2 protein-coding genes (1 of these 2 only partly in view) are annotated in these 23650 nt (G+C 63.3%); both read left to right on the top strand.

What is annotated here, in order from left to right:
- On the top strand, positions 1–5915 hold the 3' portion of the coding sequence (locus JSY17_RS16705; RefSeq protein WP_206402426.1) for a non-ribosomal peptide synthetase. Its footprint begins 3583 nt before the window's first position; only the last 5915 of its 9498 coding nucleotides appear in the window; its start codon lies beyond the left edge, outside the window; it ends in the stop codon at positions 5913–5915.
- Positions 5912–23650 (top strand): non-ribosomal peptide synthetase, encoded by a 17739-nt coding sequence (locus JSY17_RS16700; protein ID WP_206402427.1) that lies wholly within the window; start codon positions 5912–5914, stop codon positions 23648–23650. The genes JSY17_RS16705 and JSY17_RS16700 overlap by 4 nt, the downstream gene beginning before the upstream one ends.

The raw sequence follows: 23650 nt of genomic DNA, 5'->3' as shown, positions 1-23650 counted from the left end.
TGGTCCATGCCCATGATCCGGCCAACAGCCAGGTCGTGGCGATTCTGTTGTTCCACCATCTGGTGCTGGACAACGCGGCCATGGAAGTGGTCAGTAACGAGATGCAGGCCTTGCTGGCCGGTCACCTGTCTGATCTGGCACCTCCAGTGCCTTACCGCAACTATGTCGCTCAGGTGCGCATCGGCAGTGATGACAAGCGCCATGAGGCCTTTTTCAGCGAAATGCTCGGTGACGTCGACGAGCCGACCCTGCCTTTCGGCCTGCAGGACGTGCGCACCGATGGCAGCGGTATCGAAGAATCCCGTCTGGTACTGGACAATCATCTTTCCCTGCGTCTGCGTGAGCAGGCTCGCCAGCAGGGCGTCAGCGCCGCCAGCCTGATGCATCTGGCCTGGGCACGGGTATTGAGCGTGCTGGCCAACCGTCGCGATGTGGTGTTCGGCACCGTATTGCTGGGGCGCATGCAGAGCGGCGAGGGTGCCGATCGGGCGCTTGGCGTCTTTATCAACACCTTGCCGCTGCGGGTCGATACGGCGGCAGGCGCCGGTGAAGCCGTGAAGAACGTGCATTCGCGTCTGTCTGCCTTGCTCGCCCATGAACACGCCTCGCTGGTGCTTGCCCAACGTTGCAGTGGTGTCGCGGCGGGGTCTCCACTGTTCAGCGCCTTGCTCAACTACCGCCATAGCGCCAATGTGAAGCCGCTGGACGGTGAAGGTGCCTGGCAGGGCGTGCGCGTGCTTGGCGGCGATGTGCGCAGCAACTACCCGCTGACCCTGAGCGTCGATGACATGGGCGACAGTTTCGACCTGCACGTGCTGGCGCTGGAAGGCATTGGTGCCGAGCGAGTGGTCGGCTGGATGCACAACACCCTTGAACAACTGGTGCAGTCCCTGGAGCAGGGATCGCTGGCACCGCTCGATGCGGTGTCGATCCTGCAGGCCGAAGAGCGCCGCCAGGTGCTGGTTGACTTCAATGCCAGCGCGCAGGCTTTCCCGCAAGGCCAGACCGTGCACGCACTGGTGGAGTCCCAGGCCGTCAACAGGCCGGACGCGCCTGCCGTGGTGCAGGGCGATGAGGTCTTGAGCTACGCCGAACTCAACCGCCGCGCCAACAGCCTGGCTCATCATCTGATCGGTCTGGGCGTGCAGCCGGACGAGCGGGTCGCTCTGTGCCTGCGTCGCAGTCCCGACCGCCTGGTCGGTCTGCTGGCCATTCTCAAGGCCGGTGCCGCTTATGTGCCGGTGGATCCGGCCTATCCTGCCGAGCGCATCAGCTACCTGCTGGAAGACAGCGCGCCGCGAGTGGTCCTGGTCGATGCTTCGACCCGGGATCTGGTCGGTGATGTGGCGCAAGTGGATCTGGGGCAGGGCGCATGGGATCAGGAATTTCACAGCAACCCGCAAGTGGCGGGCCTGAGCCATGAAAACCTGGCTTACGTCATCTATACCTCCGGTTCCACCGGGCAACCCAAAGGCGTGATGGTCGAGCATCGCACCCTCAATAACCTGGTTCACTGGCACTGCCAGGCTTTCAATCTGAGTGCTGGCAGCCATACCGCCAGCGTGGCCGGTTTCGGCTTCGACGCCATGGTCTGGGAAATCTGGCCTGCGCTCTGTGTCGGTGCCGTGCTGCATCTGCCACCGGCCCATGTGGGCAACGAGCATGTCGATGAACTGCTCGACTGGTGGCTGGAGCAGCCGCTTCAGGTGGGGTTCCTGCCCACTCCGGTGGCCGAGCAGGCTTTCCGTCGTCCGCGTCAGCACCAGACCCTGCGTACCTTGCTGATCGGTGGTGACCGCCTGCGTCAGTTCGACCGCGATCCGGGTTTCGCCGTGATCAACAACTATGGCCCGACCGAAACCACAGTGGTTGCCACTTCGGGGCAGGTGCGGGTGGGTGAATCGCTGCACATCGGCGGTCCGATCTCCAACACCAGCATTTATGTGCTGGATGAACAACTGCAGCCTGTGCCGGTAGGCGTGAGCGGAGAGCTGTATATCGGTGGTTCGGGTGTTGCCCGTGGCTACCTGAACCGACCGGATCTGACCGAGGAGCGTTTTATCGCCGACCCGTTCAGCGATGCGGCCCATGCCCGCATGTACCGCAGCGGCGACCTGGTGCGCTGGAATGCCGACGGCACACTGGATTATCTGGGGCGTAACGATGATCAGGTGAAGATTCGCGGCATGCGTATCGAACTGGGTGAGATCGAAGCGGCGCTTGCCAGCCAGCCGGGCGTGAAGGATGCCGTGGTTCTGGTGCGTGGCGAACGCCTGCTGGCGTGGTTCACCGAAAGTTCGCCAGTGGAGACGGACGCATTGCGTCAGGCCTTGCAGGCCAGCCTGCCTGGCTACATGGTGCCGCTGGCCTTCATCCGTCTGGAAGCCTTGCCGCTGACCAGTCATGGCAAGCTCGACCGTCGTGCTCTGCCGGACCCGGACCAGTCCGATCTGGCCGCTCAGGTCTACGAAGCGCCGCAGGGCGAAGTGGAAGTCGCCATTGCCGAACTCTGGGCTCAGGTGCTGGGGCTTGACCGGGTAGGGCGTCACGATAACTTCTTTGAACTGGGTGGCCATTCGCTGCTGGCGGTCAGTCTGGTGGAGCGCATGCGCAATGCCGGTCTGAGTGCCGATGTGCGTGTGTTGCTGGGTCAGCCGACCGTAGCGGCACTGGCGTCTTCGGTTGGCAATGGTCGCGAAATCACGGTTCCGGCCAACCTTGTACCGGCAGGCGCTACACGTATCACCCCGGACATGCTGAGCCTGTCGAATCTGGACCAGTCGACCATCGACCGTATCGTCGAAACGGTTCCCGGCGGCGCCGCCAATGTGCAGGAAATCTACCCGCTGGCACCGTTGCAGGAAGGTATTCTCTATCACTACCTGACCGCCGAGCAGGGCGATCCCTATCTGCTGCAATTGCGCATCAGCTTCGACAGCCTGGAGCGTCTGCACACGGTCGCCGACGGCCTGCGCAAGGTCATTGCCCGTCACGACAGCCTGCGTACCGCGATTGTCTGGGAAGGACTGGAGGTTCCACAGCAGGTGGTCTGGCGTCATGCCGAGCTGCCGGTGGACGAAGTGCCTCTGGCACAGATCGAAACCCAGGACGGTTCGGCGCGGATCGATCTGAGCCAGGCCCCGCTGATCCGTCTGGTCTACAGCCACGATCCGCTCAGCTCGCGTCTGCAGGCCACGCTGCTGTTCCATCACATCGTGGTCGATGCCACGGCCCTGCAAGTGATGCGCGAGGAAATACTCGCTCACCTGCGTGGCGAGCCAGAGCCGCTCCAGCCTTCGGTACCGTACCGCAACTACGTGGCCCAGGCGCGTCTGGGTGTCAGCGAGGCGGAGCACGAAGCGTATTTCCGCGGGCAACTGGGCGATATCGACGAGCCGACCCTGCCGTTCGGCCTGCACGATGTCCAGGGTGATGGCAGCTCCATCGAAGAAGCGCAACTGACACTGCTCGACGATCTGACCCTGCGCCTGCGCAATCAGGCCCGGCAGATGGGTGTCAGCGTTGCCAGTCTGTTCCACCTGGCCTGGGGCCGGGTATTGGCCAGCGCAACCGGCAAGGACCGTGTGGTATTCGGTACGGTATTGCTCGGTCGCCTGCAAGGCGGTGCCGGAGCCGACCGCGGCATGGGCATGTTCATCAACACTCTGCCACTGCGCATTGATCTGGCCGATATCGGCGTTCGTGAAGGTGCGCGTGATACCCATGCCCGGCTTGCTGCATTGCTCGGTCACGAGCACGCCTCTCTGGCCCAGGCCCAGCGCTGGAGCGGGGTGGCTGCGCCATTGCCGCTGTTCAGCGCCATTCTCAACTACCGCCACAGCGCCGGTCAGGCCAGGCAGGATGCCCAGCGCGAAGCGTGGCGCGGCCTGGAGATCCTGGCCAGCGAGAAAAACACCAACTACCCGTTGAGCCTCAACGTCGACGATCTGGGCGACAGCCTGCGTCTGTCGGTCACTGTCACGCCTGAAGTGGGTGCCCGTCGGATCTGTGGCTATGTGCAGCAGGCATTGAGCGGTGTGGTCGAAGCCCTTGAGTCTCAACCGGATATGCCGCTGCAGCATCTGTCGGTGCTGGATGCCGAAGAGCGTCAGCGTCTGGTGGTGGATTTCAACCGGACCGAGGTCGACTACGATCTGGAGCATACTCTGCATGGCCTGTTCGAGGGGCAGGTCGCTCGCAAGCCACAGGCCGTGGCGCTGCGTGGCGAAGGCGTGCAACTCAGCTATCAGGCTCTCAACGAACAGGCCAACCGTCTGGCGCATCACCTGATCGGTCTGGGCGTGAAAACCGATGATCGAGTGGCGATCTGTGTCGAACGTGGCGTATCCATGGTGGTGGGGCTGCTGGCCATCCTCAAGACCGGTGCCGCTTATGTGCCGCTGGACCCGAGCTACCCTCGTGAACGCATTCACTACATGCTCGAAGACAGCGCGCCGGCTGTGGTGCTGGTGCAGTCGGCGACCCGCAAACTGCTGGACGAAGAGCGCACCCTGCGGGTAGATCTCGACGACAACACCTGGAGCACCCAGAGCATCGACAATCCGCAGATTGTCGGCATGAGTGCGGATCATCTGGCTTATGTGATCTACACCTCCGGCTCCACCGGCACGCCGAAAGGTGTGATGGTCGAACACCGCAGTGTGGGCAACCTGGTGCACTGGAGTTCGCAGGTCATTGCGCTGAAACCCGAGACGGCGCTGCTGCACAAGACGCCCATCAGCTTCGATGCCTCGGTATGGGAACTGTTCTGGCCGCTGTGTGCCGGTTTGCCGCTGGTACTGGCGCGTCCTGACGGCCATCGCGATCCGGCTTACCTGATGCGTGTGATCCGCGATCAGCAGGCCAGCGTGGTGCAATTCGTACCGGCCTTGCTCCAGCAATTCCTGGCACTGGAAGAAATCAGCCAGTGTACTTCTCTGACGGATATCGTCTGCGGCGGTGGTGAATTGACCACTGCCCTGGCCGAGCAGGTACGTCAACGCCTGCCGTGGGCACGTCTGCACAACGTCTATGGCCCGACCGAAACCACGGTGGACTCCAGCGCCTGGACCCTTGAGCCACACGAAGCGGTACCTGGCAGCGCCTTGCCTATCGGGCGGCCGATCAGCAACACCCGCATGTATGTATTGGACGAATACGACCAACTGGTTCCCCAGGGCGTGATCGGTCAGTTGCACATCGGCGGTTCGGGTGTGACCCGTGGTTATCTGAATCTGCCGCAATTCCAGGCCGAGCGCTTTATCGACAGCCCGTTCGTGGCTGGCGATCGTCTGTATCGCACCGGTGACCTGGTGTCCCAGCGTGCGGATGGCAACCTCGACTTCCTGGGGCGCAACGACGATCAGGTCAAGCTGTATGGCCTGCGCATCGAGCTGGGTGAAATCCAGGCGTGCCTGACCCGTCATCCGGGGATTCAACAGGCCGTGGTGCTGGCCCGCGACGAGCAACCGGGCGGTCAGCGACTGGTGGCTTACTACACCGGCACGCTGCTGCCGGTGGAAACCTTGCGTGAAGCGCTGCGGGCGCAACTGCCGGACTACATGGTGCCGGCGCTGTATGTACACCTTGACGCATTCCCTCTGACCCCCAACGGCAAGGTCGACCAGAAAGCCCTGCCTGCGCCGGGTGCCGACGCGGTATTGACCCGTCCCTACGAGGAGCCAGAGGGCGAAACCGAAGTCCTGCTGGCCGACCTCTGGGCCGAACTGCTCGGTGTCGAGCGGGTGGGACGACACGACAACTTCTTTGAACTGGGCGGTCACTCGCTCCTGGCGGTCAGCCTGACCGCGCGTCTGCGGCAGGAAGGCATTGAAGCCGATGTCCGGGCGCTGTTCGAACAACCTACGCTGGCCGGCTATGCAGCCATCACAGAGAGCATGGAGATTATCCTGTGAGCATCAACGAACTCCTGGCGACACTGAAGGCCAATGACATCAATCTGTCGGTCAAGGATGGACAACTGGTGGTGCAGGGCAATCGCCGTGCGCTGACCGACAAGGGCCTGGTGGAACACCTGCGCGAGCACAAGCCGGCATTGATCGAGCTGATCGAACAGGGCGAGTATCTGGCAACAAAACGCGGTGCCCCGAGCTTGCCGGAAAACGGTATTCCTGCCGGCTGTACACGCATCACACCTGACATGCTGACCCTGGTGTCTCTGGATCAGGAGGCTATCGACAGCCTGGTCGCGCTTGTTCCCGGCGGCGCAGCCAATGTACAGGACATCTACCCGCTGGCACCCTTGCAGCAGGGCATTCTTTACCACCATGTCACGGCCAGTCACGGCGACCCTTATGTGATGCACGTGGAGTTCGCCTTTGCCGATCGCGCTCGTCTGGATGCATTCGCTCTGGCGTTGCAGACCGTGATCGAACGGCACGACATCCTGCGTACTTCGGTTCATTGGGATGGCCTGGAAACCCCGGTGCAGGTTGTCTGGCGTGAGGCAAGGCTCAAGGTCGGCGCCCTGTCGGCACAAGCCCAGGCCGTCATGGATCTTGGCCAGGCACCACTGATCCGTCTGGTCTACGACGAAGCCGACCATACCCAGGGCGTGAAAGCCGCCTTGCAGTTCCACCACATCGCCATGGACCACAGCGCCCTGGAAGTGGTGCGCCATGAAATCCAGGCCTGCCTCAGTGGTCAGGCCGGTCTGCTGGGAACGCCGGTTCCGTTTCGCAACTACGTGGGCCAGGCCCTGCTGGGTGTCAGCGAGAAAGAGCATGAAACCTTCTTCCGCGAGATGCTGGGCAACCTCGATGAGCCGACCCTGGCCTACGACCTGCAGGACCTCAGTGGTGACGGCGGAGATATCAGTGAATACACCCTGTCTCTGGATCTTGAGCTCTGCCGCCGCCTGCGCAATCAGGCGCGTACCCTGGGTATCAGCGTCGCCAGCCTGTTTCACCTGGGCTGGGCGCGGGTGCTGTCGGGCCTGACCGGCCGTCAGCGCGTGGTGTTCGGTACCGTACTGATGGGGCGTCTGCTGGGTGCCGAGGCGACCGAGCGTGCTCTGGGTATCTTCATCAATACCTTGCCGATCCGTATCGACCTGGATGCTCAGGATGTGCGCACCGCGGTCAAGGCCACCCATCAGCGCCTGACCACACTGATGCGCCACGAACATGCGCCGCTGGCCCTGGCCCAGCGCTGCAGTGGTGTTGCCGCGCCGACGCCACTGTTCAACGCCTTGCTCAACTACCGCCACAGCTCGGCCCAGACCACAGGCGAAACCTGGCAGGGCATCGAAGTGCTGCACGCCGAAGAGCGCAGCAATTACCCATTGGTGGTGAGTGTCGACGATCTGGGCGAAGCCTTCAGCTTCACCGCACAAACTACAGATGGCATCGATCCGCAGCGCACCTGTGCCTACTTCGAACGGGCCATGGAGCATTTGCTGGAGGCTCTGGAGCAGGCCCCGCAAATGCTGGTCGAGCGCGTGGAAATCCTGCCGGCCGATGAGCGCAAGCGCCTGCTGGAAAGCTTCAATGCCTATCACCTCGATCGGGAAACCGTGCTGACCATCCATCAGCGCATCGAGCGTCAGGCCCTCGATCAGCCAGACGCCATCGCCTCGCAAGTGGGTGACCAGCAGCTGAGCTACAGCGAACTGAACCGCAAGGCCAATGCCCTGGCCCATCACCTGATCGGCCTGGGCGTGCGCCCGGACGATCGCGTGGCCGTGGTGGCCCGTCGCAGCCTGGAAACCCTGGTCGGCCTGTTGGCTGTGCTCAAGGCCGGTGCCGGTTATGTACCGGTGGACCCGGCGCACCCGGACGAGCGTATTGCTTACCTGCTGAGCGACAGCGCGCCGGTGGCCGTGTTGACCCAGCACAGCCTGCTGGCCGGTCTGCCACCGCTGTCGGTGCCGGTGATTGCCCTGGACCGCCCGGACTGGGCCGAGCAGCCGGACAACCCGCTGGTGCAGGGCCTGAGCGCCGCCAATCTGGCCTATGTGATCTACACCTCCGGCTCGACCGGCCAGCCCAAAGGCGTGATGGTCGAACACCGCACCCTGAGCAATCTGGTGCACTGGCATTGCGAAGCCTTCGATCTGCATGCCGGCAGCCACACCGCCAGCGTTGCCGGTTTCGGTTTCGACGCCATGGCCTGGGAAGTCTGGCCTGCGCTGTGTGCCGGTGCGACCCTGCACCTGCCGCCTGCGCAGGTCAGCAACGAACAACTGGATACGCTGCTGGACTGGTGGCTGGCGCAGCCGCTGCAGGTGTCGTTCCTGTCGACGCCGGTGGCCGAATATGCGTTCAGTCGTGAGTTGCGTCACCCGACGCTGCGCACTCTGCTGATCGGTGGCGACCGTCTGCGTCAGTTCCACCGTGATCCGGGTTTTGCCGTGATCAACAACTACGGCCCGACCGAAGCCACGGTTGTGGCCACCTCGGGTCAGCTGTTCCCCGATGGCAGCCTGGATATCGGCAAGCCGATTGCCAATACGCAGGTTTACCTGCTGGACGAGCATCAGCAACTGGTGCCGTTTGGTGTGGCGGGTGAGTTGTATGTGGCAGGCGATGGCGTGGCCCGTGGTTATCTGAACCGTCCGGAAATGACCGCCGAGCGCTTCCTCGACGATCCGTTCAGCGCGCAGCCGGGGGCGCGGATGTACCGCACCGGCGACCTGGCGCGCTGGAATGCCGATGGCACGCTGGAGTATCTGGGTCGTAACGACGATCAGGTGAAGATCCGGGGTGTGCGGATCGAGCTGGGCGAGATCGAGAGCCAGCTGGGTCAATTGCCGGGTATCGAAGAGGCGCTGGTACTGGCGCGTGAAGACGAACCGGGCCAGCCGCGTCTGGTGGGGTATTTCACCGAGCGGGCCGGCAGTGAGCCGCTGGTGGTGAATGAATTGCGCGCTGCCTTGCTGGAGCAGTTGCCCGCCTACATGGTGCCCAGCGCGCTGGTCCGTCTGGATGCCTGGCCATTGACCGCCAACGGCAAGGTCGACCGTCGCGCCTTGCCTGTTCCGGACCGCGATGCGCTGTTCACCGGTGAATATCAGGCACCGGAAGGCGAATTGGAAGTCGCTCTGGCGCAGATCTGGAGCGAATTGCTGCAAGTCGAGCGGGTAGGGCGGCATGACCGTTTCTTCGAGTTGGGCGGTCACTCTCTGCTGGCGATGCGGATGGTTTCCCAGGTGCGTCAGCGCCTGTCGCTGGAGTTGTCCTTGGGCGATCTGTTCGCCGACAGCGCTCTGGCTGCCGTGGCGCAATGCCTGGGCAATGCCGGCAGGAATGAGCTGCCACCCATCGAAGTGCTGCCGCGCAGCGGCGCGGTTCCGCTGTCTTTCGCCCAGCAGCGGATCTGGTTCCTGGCGCAGATGGAAGACGCCAACAGCGCCTACAACATTCCTCTGGGCCTGCAACTGACCGGCCAGCTGGACACCCGTGCGCTGAAGCGCGCACTGGAGCGCATCGTTGCACGCCACGACAGCCTGCGCAGCCGCTTCACGCAGGAAGAGGGTGAAGCCTCGGTACAAGCCGCACCCGCAAACGTGGTGCCGGATCTGACCTGGCAGGACTTGCGCGATCAGGACGAGCAGGCTTTGCAGGCCGTAGTCAAGGAAGAAGCGGAACAGGCTTTCGACCTGAACCATGAGTTGCCGATCCGTGGTCGTCTGTTGTGCCTGGCCGAAGATCGCCATGTACTGTTGCTGACTGTGCATCACATTGTTGCCGACGGCTGGTCGCTGGGGGTTCTGACCCGCGAACTCACGGCGCTGTACAAGGCGTTCAGCCAGGGCCTCGATGACCCGCTGCCGCCACTGGCCCTGCAATACGCCGACTACGCCATCTGGCAGCGCAACTGGCTGGACAGCGAAAGGCTGAGCAGTCAGGGCGACTACTGGCATCAGGCGCTTTCCGGCGCGCCGGTATTGCTGACCCTGCCTACCGACCGGCCTCGTCCGGCGCGTCAGGACTACACGGGCGTCAGTCTCCCGGTGCGTTTCGATGCGCGTCTGAGCAGCGAAATCAAGGCTTTCTGTCAGCGCCATGGCGTGACACCGTTCATGTTGTTCATGGGCGCCTGGTCCGTGCTGCTGGCGCGTCTGTCCGGTCAGGACGAAGTGGTCATCGGTACGCCGGTGGCCAACCGTCGTCGTGCCGAAGTCGAAGGGCTGATCGGTCTGTTCGTCAATACCCTGGCCGTGCGTGTCGATACCTCGGGCGAGCCGGATGTCACTGAACTGCTGGCACGCATCAAGACTCGCGTGCTGGAAGCCCAGGAACATCAGGACCTGCCATTCGAGCAGGTTGTAGAGCGCTTGCGTCCGCCTCGCAGCCTGGCCCACAGCCCACTGTTCCAGACCTCTCTGGCCTGGGACGGCAGTCAGGGACTGGAGCTGCATCTGGGGGACCTGCGTCTGGAGCCGCTGGGTGATCAACCGACCTTTGCCAAGTTCGATCTGACCCTGAGCATGGGGGAAACCGAAGAAGGTTTTGCCGGTGCCCTGGATTACGCCACGGCCTTGTTCGATGCAGCCACTGCCGAGCGTTATGTGTCTTACCTGGAGCCTTTGCTGTGGAGCATGGTCGGCAGCGATCAGGCCGTTCCGGCACAGACCGACCTGCTCAAGCCCCAGGAGCGTCAGCGTCTGCTGGTGGACTTCAACGCCAGCGAGCAGAACTTCGTACTTGATCAGCCTGTGCAGGCGCTGTTCGAGGCCCAGGTGGCGAACACGCCTGATGCCATTGCGCTGGAAAGCGAAGGTGTTCGTCTGAGCTATCGCCAGCTCAATGAAGCCGCCAACCGCCTGGCCCATCACCTGATCGGCCAAGGTGTGCAGGCCGACAGCCGGGTGGCGGTCTGTCTGGAGCGTGGCCCGAACCTGCTTATCGGTCTGCTGGCCGTGCTCAAGGCCGGTGGTGCCTACGTGCCACTGGATCCGGGCTATCCGAGCGAGCGTCTGGCTTACATGCTGGCCGACAGCGGCGCCCTGACCCTGTTGGTCGATGCCAAAACCCAGGAGCGTTTTGCCGATAACGCTCTGCAACAGGTGAATCTGGATGCTGGCACCTGGGCGGCTCAATCTGCCGAGAACCCGGTGGTGCCGGGCCTGAGCGCCGACCATCTGGCTTACGTGATCTACACCTCCGGCTCCACTGGTACGCCCAAAGGCGTGATGGTCGAGCACCGTGGCCTTTGCAACCTGGTGCAATGGAGTTCGCAGCTGATCCTGCCAACCCCTGAAGGTGCCTTGCTGCACAAGACGCCGGTCAGCTTCGATGCCTCGGTATGGGAGCTGTTCTGGCCGCTGTGCGCCGGTCTTCGTCTGGTGCTGGCACGCCCGGACGGGCATCGCGACCCGGCCTATCTGGCGCAGTTGATCGTCGAGCGGCAGGTCAGTGTGGTGCAATTCGTACCGGCCTTGCTGCAACAGTTCCTGGAGCTGGAAGAAAGCCGCCAGTGCAACTCCCTGACCGATATCGTCTGTGGCGGTGGCGAGTTGACCGAGGCTCTGGCCCGGCAGGTGCGTCAGAGCCTGCCAGGCGTGCGTCTGCACAACGTCTATGGTCCGACCGAAACCACGGTGGATTGCAGTGTCTGGACTCTGGAGCCTCAGGACCGCGTGCCAGACAGCGCCTTGCCGATCGGTCTCCCCATCAGCAACACCCGTCTGTATGTACTGGATGCCTACGATCAGCCGGTCCCCCAAGGCGTGGTGGGCCAGTTGCACATCGGTGGTGCCGGTGTTGCCCGTGGCTACCTGAATCTGCCGCATATGCAGGCCGAGCGTTTTATCGACAGCCCGTTCGTGGCAGGCGACCGCCTGTACCGCAGTGGCGACCTGGTGCGTCAGCGTGCCGATGGCACTCTGGAGTTCCTGGGCCGCAATGACTTCCAGGTCAAGTTGCATGGCCTGCGTATCGAACTGGGTGAAATCGAAGCACGTCTGGCGACCCACCCGGCCATCCGTGAAGTGGCAGTGCTGCTGCATAACGAACGTCTGGTGGCCTGGTTCAGTTGCCATGAAGGCCAGGAAACCCCTGGCATCGAAGTGCTGCGTGAATATGTGCTGGCCGGCTTGCCGGATTACATGGTGCCTTCGGCTTATGTCGCACTACCGACCTTGCCCCTGAGCCCCAACGGCAAACTCGACCGCGCAGCCTTGCCGGAGCCGGGCGTACAGGCCGTGCTGAGCCGCCACTACGAAGCACCTCAGGGCGAGACAGAAACACAACTGGCCGCACTCTGGTCCGAACTGCTTCACGTGGAAACAGTCGGTCGTCAGGACAACTTCTTCGAGCTCGGCGGCCACTCTTTGCTGGCCGTGACCCTGATCGCCCGCATGCGCCGTCTGGGCATGACCGCCGATATTCGCGTGCTGTTTGCCCAGCCGACCCTGGCTGCTCTGGCCAGCTCTGCCGATAACAGCGTCGGCAGCGAACTGCAGGTGCCAGCCAACCGCATCGGCGCAGACTGTCAGCACATCACACCGGATCTGTTGCCACTGATAGCGCTGGAGCAGGATACCATCGACCGTATCGTCGCCAGCGTTCCCGGCGGCGCTGCCAATGTGCAGGACATCTACCCGCTGGGGCCGTTGCAGGCGGGCATTCTTTACCATCACCTGGCCGCGGGCGACAACGATCCGTACTTGCTGCAACCGCAGTTTGCCTTCGCTGACGAGTCTCGCCTTGAAGCTTTCAGTCATGCATTGCAACGGGTCATCGAGCGCAATGACATCCTGCGCACCGCGTTGCTCTGGGAAGGTCTGCCGACACCGGTGCAGGTGGTCTGGCGTGAAGCCCGCCTGAAGATCGACGAGATCCCGCTGCAGGATCTGGCCAGCACGCCAAGGATGGACCTGACCCAGGCGCCACTGCTGCATCTGGTACATGCACGTGATCCGGCTACCCAGCGGATCTCTGCGGTGCTGCGCTTCCATCATGTGGTCATGGACCACGTGGCCCTTGAAGTGCTGGGCCACGAGTTGCAGGCCATGCTCCTCGATGAAGAAGCACAACTTGCTGCGCCGGTACCGTATCGCAACTATGTCGCCCAGGTCCTGCAAGGTCCTGGCGACGAAGCCCATGAAAGCTTCTTCCGCGAGCAACTGGGTGACATCGACGAACCGACCTTGCCTTACGGCCTGCCCGTGGCGGCTGGTGAGGGCGAACTGAACGAGGCCCGGCTGCCACTGGACGTTGCCCTTTGCGGCAAGGTCCGGGAGCAGGCCCGACAACTGGGCGTCAGTGCCGCGAGCCTGATGCACCTGGCCTGGGCTCAGGTGCTGGGGCAACTGTCCGGGCGCGACAGCGTGGTGTTCGGCACCGTATTGCTGGGACGTCTGCAAGGCGGGGAAGGTGTGGAGCGTGCCCTGGGTGTGTTCATCAACACCTTGCCACTGCGCATCGATCTGGGCGACCAGTCGGTACGTGACGCGGTCCTCGACACTCATCGCCGTTTGACCGGCCTGCTTGCTCACGAACATGCCCAACTGGCTCTGGCGCAACGTTGCAGTGCCTTGCCGGCTGGCGCACCACTGTTCAGCACGCTGCTCAATTACCGCCACAGCGCTGCACCTCAGGCCAGAGACGAAGCGGCCAGCAAAGCCTGGCAGGGCATCGACGTGCTGAATGCCGAAGAGCGCAGTAACTATCCGTTGACCCTGAGCATCGACGATCTGGGCGAAACCTTCAGCCTGACCGCCCAGGCGGCACCAGGCATCGACGCCCAGCGCGTGTGCGCTTATCTGCAGGAAGCTGTGGCCAATCTGGTCGCAGCTCTGGAGTTGCAACCGGAAGACGGTATGCAGCAGTTGTCGGTGCTGCCCGCAGCGGAGCGCCAGCGCCTGCTGGTGGGCTTCAATATCACCCGTCGCGATTACCCTCGCGAACAACCGGTACACCACCTGTTCGAGCAACGTGCCGCCGCCCATCCTCAGGCCGTGGCTGCCGTCCATGGCAGTCTCTCGCTGAGCTATGGCGAACTCAACGAGCGCGCCAACCGCCTGGCTCACTATCTGATCGGGAATGGCGTCAAGCCCAATGATCACCTGGCAATCCTGTTGCCGCGCTCCATTGAGTTGCTGGTTGCTCAGCTGGCCATCGGCAAGTGCGCGGCGATCTATGTGCCGCTGGACATCAACGCACCCGCCGAGCGTCAGGTCTACATGATCGAAGACTGCAAGGCTGTGTTCGTGCTGACCCGCAGCGCAGCTTCTATCGACTCGGCCACTGCGCGTATCGATCTTGACCAGCTGGTTCTGGACGATCAGCCTGCCCACGATCCGGCTCTGCTGCAGAACTCCAACAGCGTGGCGTACGTCATGTACACCTCCGGCTCCACTGGCGCACCGAAAGGCGTGTGCGTGCTGCATCGCGGCATTGCCAGGCTGGTGCTGAACAATGGCTTCGCCGACTTCAACGAACAGGATCGCGTTGCCTTCGCTTCCAACCCGGCGTTCGATGCCAGCACCATGGAAGTCTGGGGCGCCTTGCTCAACGGCGGACAACTGCTGGTCATCGACCACCAGACCCTGATCGACCCGGCGCGCCTCAGCGTTGCCTTGAGTAACGTCAGCGTGCTGTTCCTCACCACTGCGCTGTTCAACCAGTACGTGCAACTGATTCCCGATGCACTCAAGGGCCTGCGTTACCTGATGTCCGGCGGCGAGCGTGCCGATCCGGCCAGTTTCCGTACCATGCTGGAGCATGCGCCTGGCCTGCGTCTGGTGAACGGCTATGGCCCGACCGAAACCACCACTTTTGCCACCACCAACGAAGTGCGGGAAGTGGCTGAAGGTGCCGAGTCGGTATCCATTGGACGGCCTATCGGCAACACCAGCATCTATGTGCTGGATGCCCATCAGCGTCTGGTGCCGCAAGGCGTTATCGGCGAGCTGTACATTGGCGGCGATGGCGTGGCGCAGGGTTACTTGAACCGTCCTGACCTGACTGCCGAGAAATTCCTGAGCGATCCGTTCAGTGATGAAGCGGGCGCGATGATGTACCGCACGGGTGACCTGGGTCGCTGGCTGGAAGATGGCCAGCTGGAATGCCTGGGCCGTAACGACGATCAGGTGAAGATTCGCGGTTTCCGCATCGAACTGGGTGAAATCGTCAGCCGTCTCCACGAATTGCCCAGTGTCCGGGACGCCGTGGTACTGGCCCGTGAAGACGAACCGGGGCGTGTGCGTCTGGTTGCCTATTTCACTCAGCACAAGGACGTCGAAGCCCTCACGTCCGAGCAGATGCGCGCAGCCCTGCAGGCCAACCTGCCGGAATATATGGTGCCGGCCGCGTTCGTCGAGCTGGAAACCCTGCCGCTGACCGCCAACGGCAAGCTCGACAGTCGTGCCTTGCCCAAACCGGATCGCTCGGCACTGTTTGGAATGACCTACGAAGCGCCGCAAGGCGAGGTCGAAATCGCGTTGGCACAGATCTGGGCCGAAGTGTTGCAGGTCGAGCAGGTGGGTCGCCACGATCACTTCTTCGATCTGGGCGGGCATTCCCTGCTGGCCATGCGCATGGTCTCCCAGGTTCGCCAGCAATTGGGTGTGGAGTTGCCGCTGGGTGAACTCTTTGCCCTGGGCGAACTGGCGGCGGTGGCTGCTGCCGTGTCCGGGATCGAACGTACCGAGCAGGCGCAGATCCTGCCGGCCTCTCGCGACCAGTCGCTGCCGTTGTCATTCGCCCAGCAACGCCTGTGGTTCCTGGCACAGATGGAAGGTGGCAACGAGGCGTACAACATCCCCATGGCCCTGAGCCTGCAGGGCGCACTTGATGTGCCTGCGCTGTCCCGCGCCCTGGCTCGTATCATCGAGCGTCACGAAACCCTGCGCAGCCGCTTTATTGCCCTGGAAGACGGCGCAGAAGTGCTGTTCGCGCCGGTATCCGATGAAGTCGTCCTGCCGCTGGAAGACCTGCGCCATAAGCCTGAAGCCCTGGCTGAACGGGTTCGCACAGAAGCGGCGGCACCTTTCGATCTAACCCACGGCCCGGTGATCCGTGGTCGTCTGTTGCAGATGGCCGACGATCATCACGTGTTGTTGCTCACTGTGCACCATATCGTGGCCGATGGCTGGTCCATGGGCGTGCTGACCCGCGAACTGCTGGCCCTGTACCCGGCCCTGCGTCTGGGTGCAGCCGATCCTTTGCCTGCACTGGCCATCCAGTACGCCGACTATGCCGTCTGGCAGCGCCAGTGGCTGACCGGCGAGCGTCTGCAACAGCAGTCAAGCTACTGGCGTGAGGCACTGAGCGGCGCTCCGACGCTGCTGATGCTGCCAACCGACCGGCCACGTCCGGCGCAGCAGGACTTCACCGGCGGCAGCCTGGCGGTCCACCTGAATGCAAACTTGAGCAGCGGCCTGCGGGCCTTGGCTCAGCGTCAGGGCGTGACCCTGTACATGACGCTGATGACGGCCTGGGCAACGTTGCTGGCACGTCTGTCCGGACAGAACGATGTGGTGATCGGCAGCCCGATGGCAGGCCGTGGTCGCACCGAGCTGGAAGGGCTGGTCGGTCTGTTCGTCAATACCCTGGCCGTACGCATCGATACTTCGGGCGCTCCGACTGGTGAAGCCTTGCTGGCTCAGGTCCGGAAGCGTGTGCTGGAAGCTCAGGATCATCAGGACCTGCCATTCGAGCAAGTGGTGGAGATCGTGCGTCCGGAGCGCAGTCTGGCTCATGCGCCATTGTTCCAGACCACCTTGAACTGGCTGGCGGGCGAAGCTTCGGCTCCGCAGATGGACGGGCTTGTTGTCGCGCCGGTCGAGCAGGCCAGCCAGGTGTCCAAGTTCGACCTGTCGCTGAATCTGGGCGAGCAGGGCGAAACACTGGTCGGCACGCTGGATTACGCGCTGGCGCTGTTCGACGAGGCCACCGTGGCTCGTTACGTTCATTACTTCGAGCAACTGCTGCAAGCGCTGGTGGACAACGAGCAGGCGGTGCTGGATCAGGTCGCGCTGGTGGGCGAGCAAGAGCGTCAGTACCTGCTGGAAGCACTGAATGCTACCGGGCTGCAAGTCCCGCAAGGTCAGACCATCCATGGCTTGATCGAAACTCAGGCTGTTCAGCGACCAGACGCCATCGCCTCGCAGGTGGGCGACCAGCAGCTGAGCTACAGCGAGCTGAACCGCAAGGCCAATGCTCTGGCCCATCACCTGATCGGCCTGGGCGTGCGCCCGGACGATCGCGTGGCCGTGATGGCCCGTCGCAGCCTGGATACTCTGGTTGGTCTTTTGGCTGTGCTCAAGGCCGGTGCCGGTTACGTGCCGGTGGACCCGGCGCACCCGGACGAGCGTATTGCTTATCTGCTGAGCGACAGCGCGCCGGTGGCCGTGTTGACCCAGCACAGCCTGCTGGCCGGTCTGCCACCGCTGTCGGTGCCGGTGATTACCCTGGACCGCCCGGACTGGGCCGAGCAGCCGGACAACCCGCTGGTGCAAGGCCTGAGCGCCGCCAATCTGGCCTATGTGATCTACACCTCCGGCTCGACCGGCCAGCCCAAAGGCGTGATGGTCGAACATCGTACCCTGAGCAATCTGGTGCACTGGCATTGCGAAGCCTTCGATCTGCACGCCGGTAGCCACACCGCCAGCGTCGCCGGTTTCGGTTTCGACGCCATGGCCTGGGAAGTCTGGCCGGCGCTGTGCGCCGGTGCGACCCTGCACCTGCCGCCTGCGCAGGTCAGCAACGAACAACTGGATACGCTGCTGGACTGGTGGCTGGCGCAGCCGCTGCAGGTGTCGTTCCTGTCGACGCCGGTGGCCGAATATGCGTTCAGCCGTGACCTGCGTCACCCGACGCTGCGCACCCTGCTGATCGGTGGCGACCGTCTGCGTCAGTTCCACCGTGATCCGGGTTTTGCCGTGATCAACAACTACGGCCCGACCGAAGCCACGGTCGTGGCCACTTCGGGTCAGTTGTTCCCCGATGGCAGCCTGGATATCGGCAAGCCGATTGCCAATACGCAGGTTTACCTGCTGGACGAGCATCAGCAACTGGTGCCGTTTGGTGTGGCGGGTGAGTTGTATGTGGCGGGCGACGGCGTGGCCCGTGGTTATCTGAACCGTCCGGAAATGACCGCCGAGCGCTTCCTCGACGATCCGTTCAGTGCGCAGCCGGGGGCGCGGATGTACCGCACCGGCGACCTGGCGCGCTGGAATGCCGATGGCACGCTGGAGTATCTGGGTCGTAACGACGATCAGGTGAAGATCCGGGGTGTGCGGATCGAACTGGGCGAGATCGAGAGCCAGCTGGGTCAATTGCCGGGTATCGAAGAGGCGCTGGTACTGGCGCGTGAAGACGAACCGGGCCAGCCGCGACTGGTGGCCTATTTCATCCAGCAGGCCAATACAGCGCCGATTTCTGTTACCGAGCTGCGTGCCGAGCTGTTGACAGTCCTGCCGGGCTATATGGTGCCCAGCGCCTTTGTGCGTCTCGACGCCTGGCCACTGACCGCCAACGGCAAGGTCGACCGTCGCGCCTTGCCTGCTCCGGATCGTGAAGCATTGCCGGGGCGTGACTACGAGGCGCCACAGGGTCAACTGGAAACCGATCTGGCCGAAATCTGGAGCGAATTGCTGCAGGTTGACCGGGTAGGGCGCCATGACAACTTCTTCGAACTGGGCGGGCATTCGCTGCTGGCCGTGACCCTGATCGCTCGCATTCGTCGTCTCGGTCTGGAAGCCGATATCCGCGTGCTGTTCGCCCAGCCAACCCTGGCCGCCCTGGCCAGCGGCATCGGCAGCAGCCATGGCGTGCAAGTACCGGCCAACCTGATCACGGCGGATTGCTCGCGCATCACGCCGGAGCTGTTGCCGCTGGTCAAGCTGGATCAACCAGCCATCGACCGTATCGTCGCCAGCATTCCCGGCGGTGCTGCGAACGTGCAGGACATTTATCCTCTGGGGCCGCTGCAGGCCGGTATTTTCTACCATTACCTGACTTCTGTTGAGGATGACCCTTACCGTCTGCAGGCACGTTTCGCCTTTGCCGACCGCGAGCGCCTGAACGCTTTCTGCTCGGCCTTGCAACGTGTCATCGCCCGTAACGATGTGCTGCGCACCTCGCTATGTTGGGAGGGACTGGAAACGCCGGTACAGGTGGTCTGGCGCAATGCCGAACTGCCGGTGGTCGAAGTGCCGCTGGCAGCCTTGAGCGATGCCGAGCCGCTGAATCTGGACAAGGCACCGCTGCTGCGTCTGGTACATGCCGAAGATCCGGACAACCAGCGGATCGTCGCCGTTCTGCTGTTCCATCACCTGATCATGGACCATATGGCCCTTGAGCTGCTGAGTCACGAGTTGCAAGCCGTGCTGCTGGGCCTTGAAGCGCAACTGCCTGAGCCTGTGCCGTATCGCAACTACATCGCCCAGGCTCTGCTGGGACCTGGCGATGAAGCTCATGAGGCGTTCTTCCGCGAGCAACTGGGTGATCTTGACGAACCGACCCTGCCGTATGGTCAGGCTACGCTGCCCGGCACGGATGTACCGGGTGAAGCCCGACAGCGCCTGGATTCGGCCTTGTCCCGTCGGGTCCGCGATCAGTCCCGTCAGTTGGGTGTCAGTGCCGCAAGCCTGATGCACCTGGCCTGGGCGCAAGTGCTGGGTCACTTGTCCGGTCGTGAAAAGGTGGTGTTCGGCACCGTGCTGCTCGGGCGCTTGCAGGGCGGCGAAGGGGTGGAGCGCACTCTGGGTGTGTTCATCAACACCTTGCCGCTGCGTATCGACCTGGGCAATCAGCCCGTGCGCGACGTGGTTCTGCAAACCCATCGCCGCCTGAGCGGGCTGTTTGCCCACGAGCATGCACCGCTGGCACTGGCTCAGCGGTGCAGTGCCTTGCCGGCGGGTGCGCCGTTGTTCAGTGCGCTGTTCAACTATCGCCACAGTGCGGCACCGCAAGCTGCCGACGAAGCGGCCAGCACGGCCTGGCAGGGGATCGAGTTGTTGCAGGCGGACGAGCGCAGCAACTATCCGCTGACCCTGAGCGTCGACGACCTGGGCGAAGACTTCGAGCTGAGCGCACTGACCTCGGCGGGTATCGATGCGCGTCGCATCTGTGCCTATCTGACCCATGCCGTCGAAGGTCTGATGGTGGCGCTGGAGCAGGCACCGCAGACGCCGGTCGAAGCACTGGACATTCTGCCGGTGGTCGAGCGGATCGAGCTGCTGGAAGGCTTCAATGATCATCTGGCCGAGCATGAAACCGTGCTGACCGTTCACCAGCGCATCGAGCAGCAGGCGGTTGTGCAGCCCGATGCCATTGCCGCACAAGTGGGCGGCCATCACTTGAGCTACAGCGAGTTGAATCGCCGTGCCAATGACCTGGCCCATCATTTGATCGGTCAAGGCGTGCGTCCGGATGATCGGGTTGCGGTGCTTGCCCGTCGCGGGCTGGAAACTCTGGTTGGCCTGCTGGCCGTGCTCAAGGCGGGCGCGGGTTATGTGCCGGTGGACCCGGGGCATCCGGACGATCGTATCCGCTATCTGCTGGAAAACAGCGAGCCGGTGGTGGTGCTGACCCAGCTCGACCTGCTGGCACGTCTGCCTGAACTGCCGGTGCCGGTGATTGCTCTGGATCGTCCGGACTGGGCGGCCAACGCCGGGAACCCTATGGTTCCGGGCCTGACCTCGAGCAATCTGGCCTATGTGATCTACACCTCGGGTTCTACCGGTCTGCCGAAGGGCGTGATGGTCGAACACCACACCCTGAACAATCTGGTGGACTGGCATTGCCAGGCCTTCGACCTGCACGCCGGCAGCCACACCGCCAGCGTGGCCGGCTTTGGCTTCGATGCTACGGCCTGGGAGATCTGGCCGGCCCTGTGCGCCGGTGCCGTGCTGCACATTCCACCGGCCGAGGTGGAAAACGAACAGCTCGATACGCTGCTGGACTGGTGGCTTGCTCAGCCGCTGCAAGTGTCCTTCCTGCCGACGCCGGTGGCCGAGTACGCGTTCAGCCGCGAACTGCGTCATCCGACCCTGCGCACCTTGCTGATCGGTGGCGACCGGTTGCGCAACTTCAACCGCGATCCGGGCTTTGCCGTGGTGAACAACTACGGTCCGACCGAAACCACGGTCGTGGCCAGTTCCGGGACCATGGAAGTGGGCGGCGTGCTGCATATCGGCAAGCCGGTGAGCAATGCCCGTCTCTATGTGCTGAACGAACGTCAGCAGCCGGTGCCGCTGGGTGTGCCGGGCGAGTTGTACATCGGCGGTGCCGGTGTTGCCCGTGGCTATCTGAACCGCCCGGACCTGACCGCCGAGCGCTTCCTGGACGACCCGTTCGCCGAACAGCCCGCTGCGCGGATGTACCGTACCGGCGACCTGGTGCGCTGGCTGGCCGACGGAACCCTGGAATACCTGGGTCGCAACGACGATCAGGTGAAGATCCGTGGCGTGCGTATCGAACTGGGCGAAATCGAGCAGCAACTGGCTCTGTGCCCGGGCATCGGTGAAGTGGTGGTCACTACCCAGCGTCTGGAGCAGGGTGCCTTGCGTCTGGTGGCGTATTTCACGCGTCTCGATCCTGAACTCGACGGCAGTGTGTTGCGTACCCATCTGCTGGGTCGCTTGCCGGAATACATGGTACCCGCCGCCTATGTCGGTCTCGATGCACTGCCGCTGACCCAGAACGGCAAGGTCGATCGCCGTGCGCTGCCGGTGCCAAGCCTGGACGCCATGGCGACTGCCACCTATCAGGCGCCTGCGACGCCGCTGGAGCAACGTCTGGCCGAGCTGTGGGCCGAAGTGCTGGAAGTCGAGCGAGTAGGGCGCCATGACAGCTTCTTCGAACTGGGTGGTCATTCGCTGTCGGCAATCCGTCTGGTCAGCCTGATCCAGAAGTCCGGCGTACCGCTGACCCTGGCCGAGCTGTTCCAGCACTCCAGCATCGCTGCGCTGGCCGGTCTGCTGGATCAGCGTCCGGCAGGGCCGACAGAAGCCGAAGATGTCATTACCGTACGGGCGAACGGCACACAGCCGCCGCTGTTCCTGATTCATGACTTCACCGGTCTGGATGCTTACTTCCCGGTGTTGGGCCGCCATCTGCAAGGCGACTTCCCGATCTACGGATTGCCGGGCATCGGTCTGGGGCAACCGCAGTTGCGCACCATGGAAGGTCTGGCGGCGCGTCTGGTAGGTCTGATTCGCGGCGTGCAGGCACATGGCCCGTACCGCCTGGCCGGCTGGTCGTTCGGTGGAGTGCTGGCCTATGAGGTTGCCACGCAATTGCTGGGCATGGACGAGAAGGTCGATTTCCTTGGCCTGCTCGACAGCTATGTGCCGCGTCTGACCGATCAGGGCAAGGCGCGCTGGCAAGGGCCGAATCTGCTGGAGCGGCAACTGCTGTCCCACTGCACCGCGCACTGGAAGGCTCAGGGCGAGGCAGGAGTCGCACCTCTGGCGCGTCTGGCTTCCATTCTGGAACAGCCTGCAATGCCGGGCTTCGAGGCGCTGCTATTGCTGTGCCGCGACGAACAACTGCTGCATCCTGAACTGGCTCAGGCCAGCGATCAGCAACTGCAGCACTTCCTGGAGCGGGAAGTGGCCCATGGGCATGCCCTGGCTCATTACCGGCTGGAACCCATCACCTTGGCGGTGCATCAGTTCCGCGCCGAGGAGCGTCCGCTGGCTCCGACCGGGACCAGCGCGACTCTGGGCTGGGCCGAGGTCCTGCAGCCCGGACAGCTGCACAGCCTCGATGTGCCGGGCGATCACCAGACCATGATGCAGGCACCTCATGTGCAGGTGCTCGGTCAGGCCATCGCTCAGGTGCTGGCGGCTGAGCCTGCCAAGGCTCCGGCAGTGCCTGGTTATCAGGCCTTGCTGGCGATCCAGAGCGGCAAGAATGGCAAGACGCCGCTGTTCTGCGTACCGGGTGCCGGTGACAGCGTCACCAGCTTTATCGGTCTGGTGGAGGCTTTCGGGCCGGACTGGCCGATCCATGGCCTGCAACCGCGTGGCCTGGACGGGCGCAGCGTTCCTCACAGCCAGGTCGAGGCCGCGGCAGAGCGTTATCTGCAGGAGATCGAGGATTTCTATCCGCAAGGTCCGCTGCATCTGGTCGGCCATTCCTTTGGCGGCTGGGCGGCTCATGCCATGGCCGTGAAGCTCCAGGCGCGTGGCCGGGAAGTGGTTTCCCTGACCCTGATCGACAGCGAAGCCCCCGGCGGTGACGGCGTGCTCAGCAAGCCTTACACCACCACGGCGGCGTTGAAGGAACTGATCGAGGCGCTGCAGATTTCCAGCGGCAAGCGTCTGGATCTGGACCAGCAAGCCTTCATCGATGGCGATGATGCCACCCAACTGCGCTTGCTGCAGGAAGCCATGGTTCGTGTCGGTCTGTTGCCGGCACGTATGGCACCTCAGGCACTGCACGGCATTTTCCGCACCTTTGCTACGGCCTTGCGCACCGTGTACCGGCCAGGTCCGGGCTATACCGGCCCGGCCAGTCTGGTTCGGGTGACGGACACGCGCCTGGACGCCGAAGCCAACCTGATCGAGCACGCCGCCATGGCCGTCGGCTGGCAACACCTGTTGCCGCAACTGACGGTCTGGGATGGCCCGGGCAATCACTTCAGCATCCTCAAGGCGCCAGACGTCTACAGCCTCGCGGCATGGTGGTACGACAGGCTGACAGTCGATGTTGAGGAAACGCTGTCATGA

The organism is Pseudomonas capsici, assembly GCF_017165765.1.
GTDB lineage: Bacteria > Pseudomonadota > Gammaproteobacteria > Pseudomonadales > Pseudomonadaceae > Aquipseudomonas > Aquipseudomonas capsici.
Note: the sequence above shows the minus strand (reverse complement) of the source record. Positions and strands in the feature narration are given on the sequence as shown.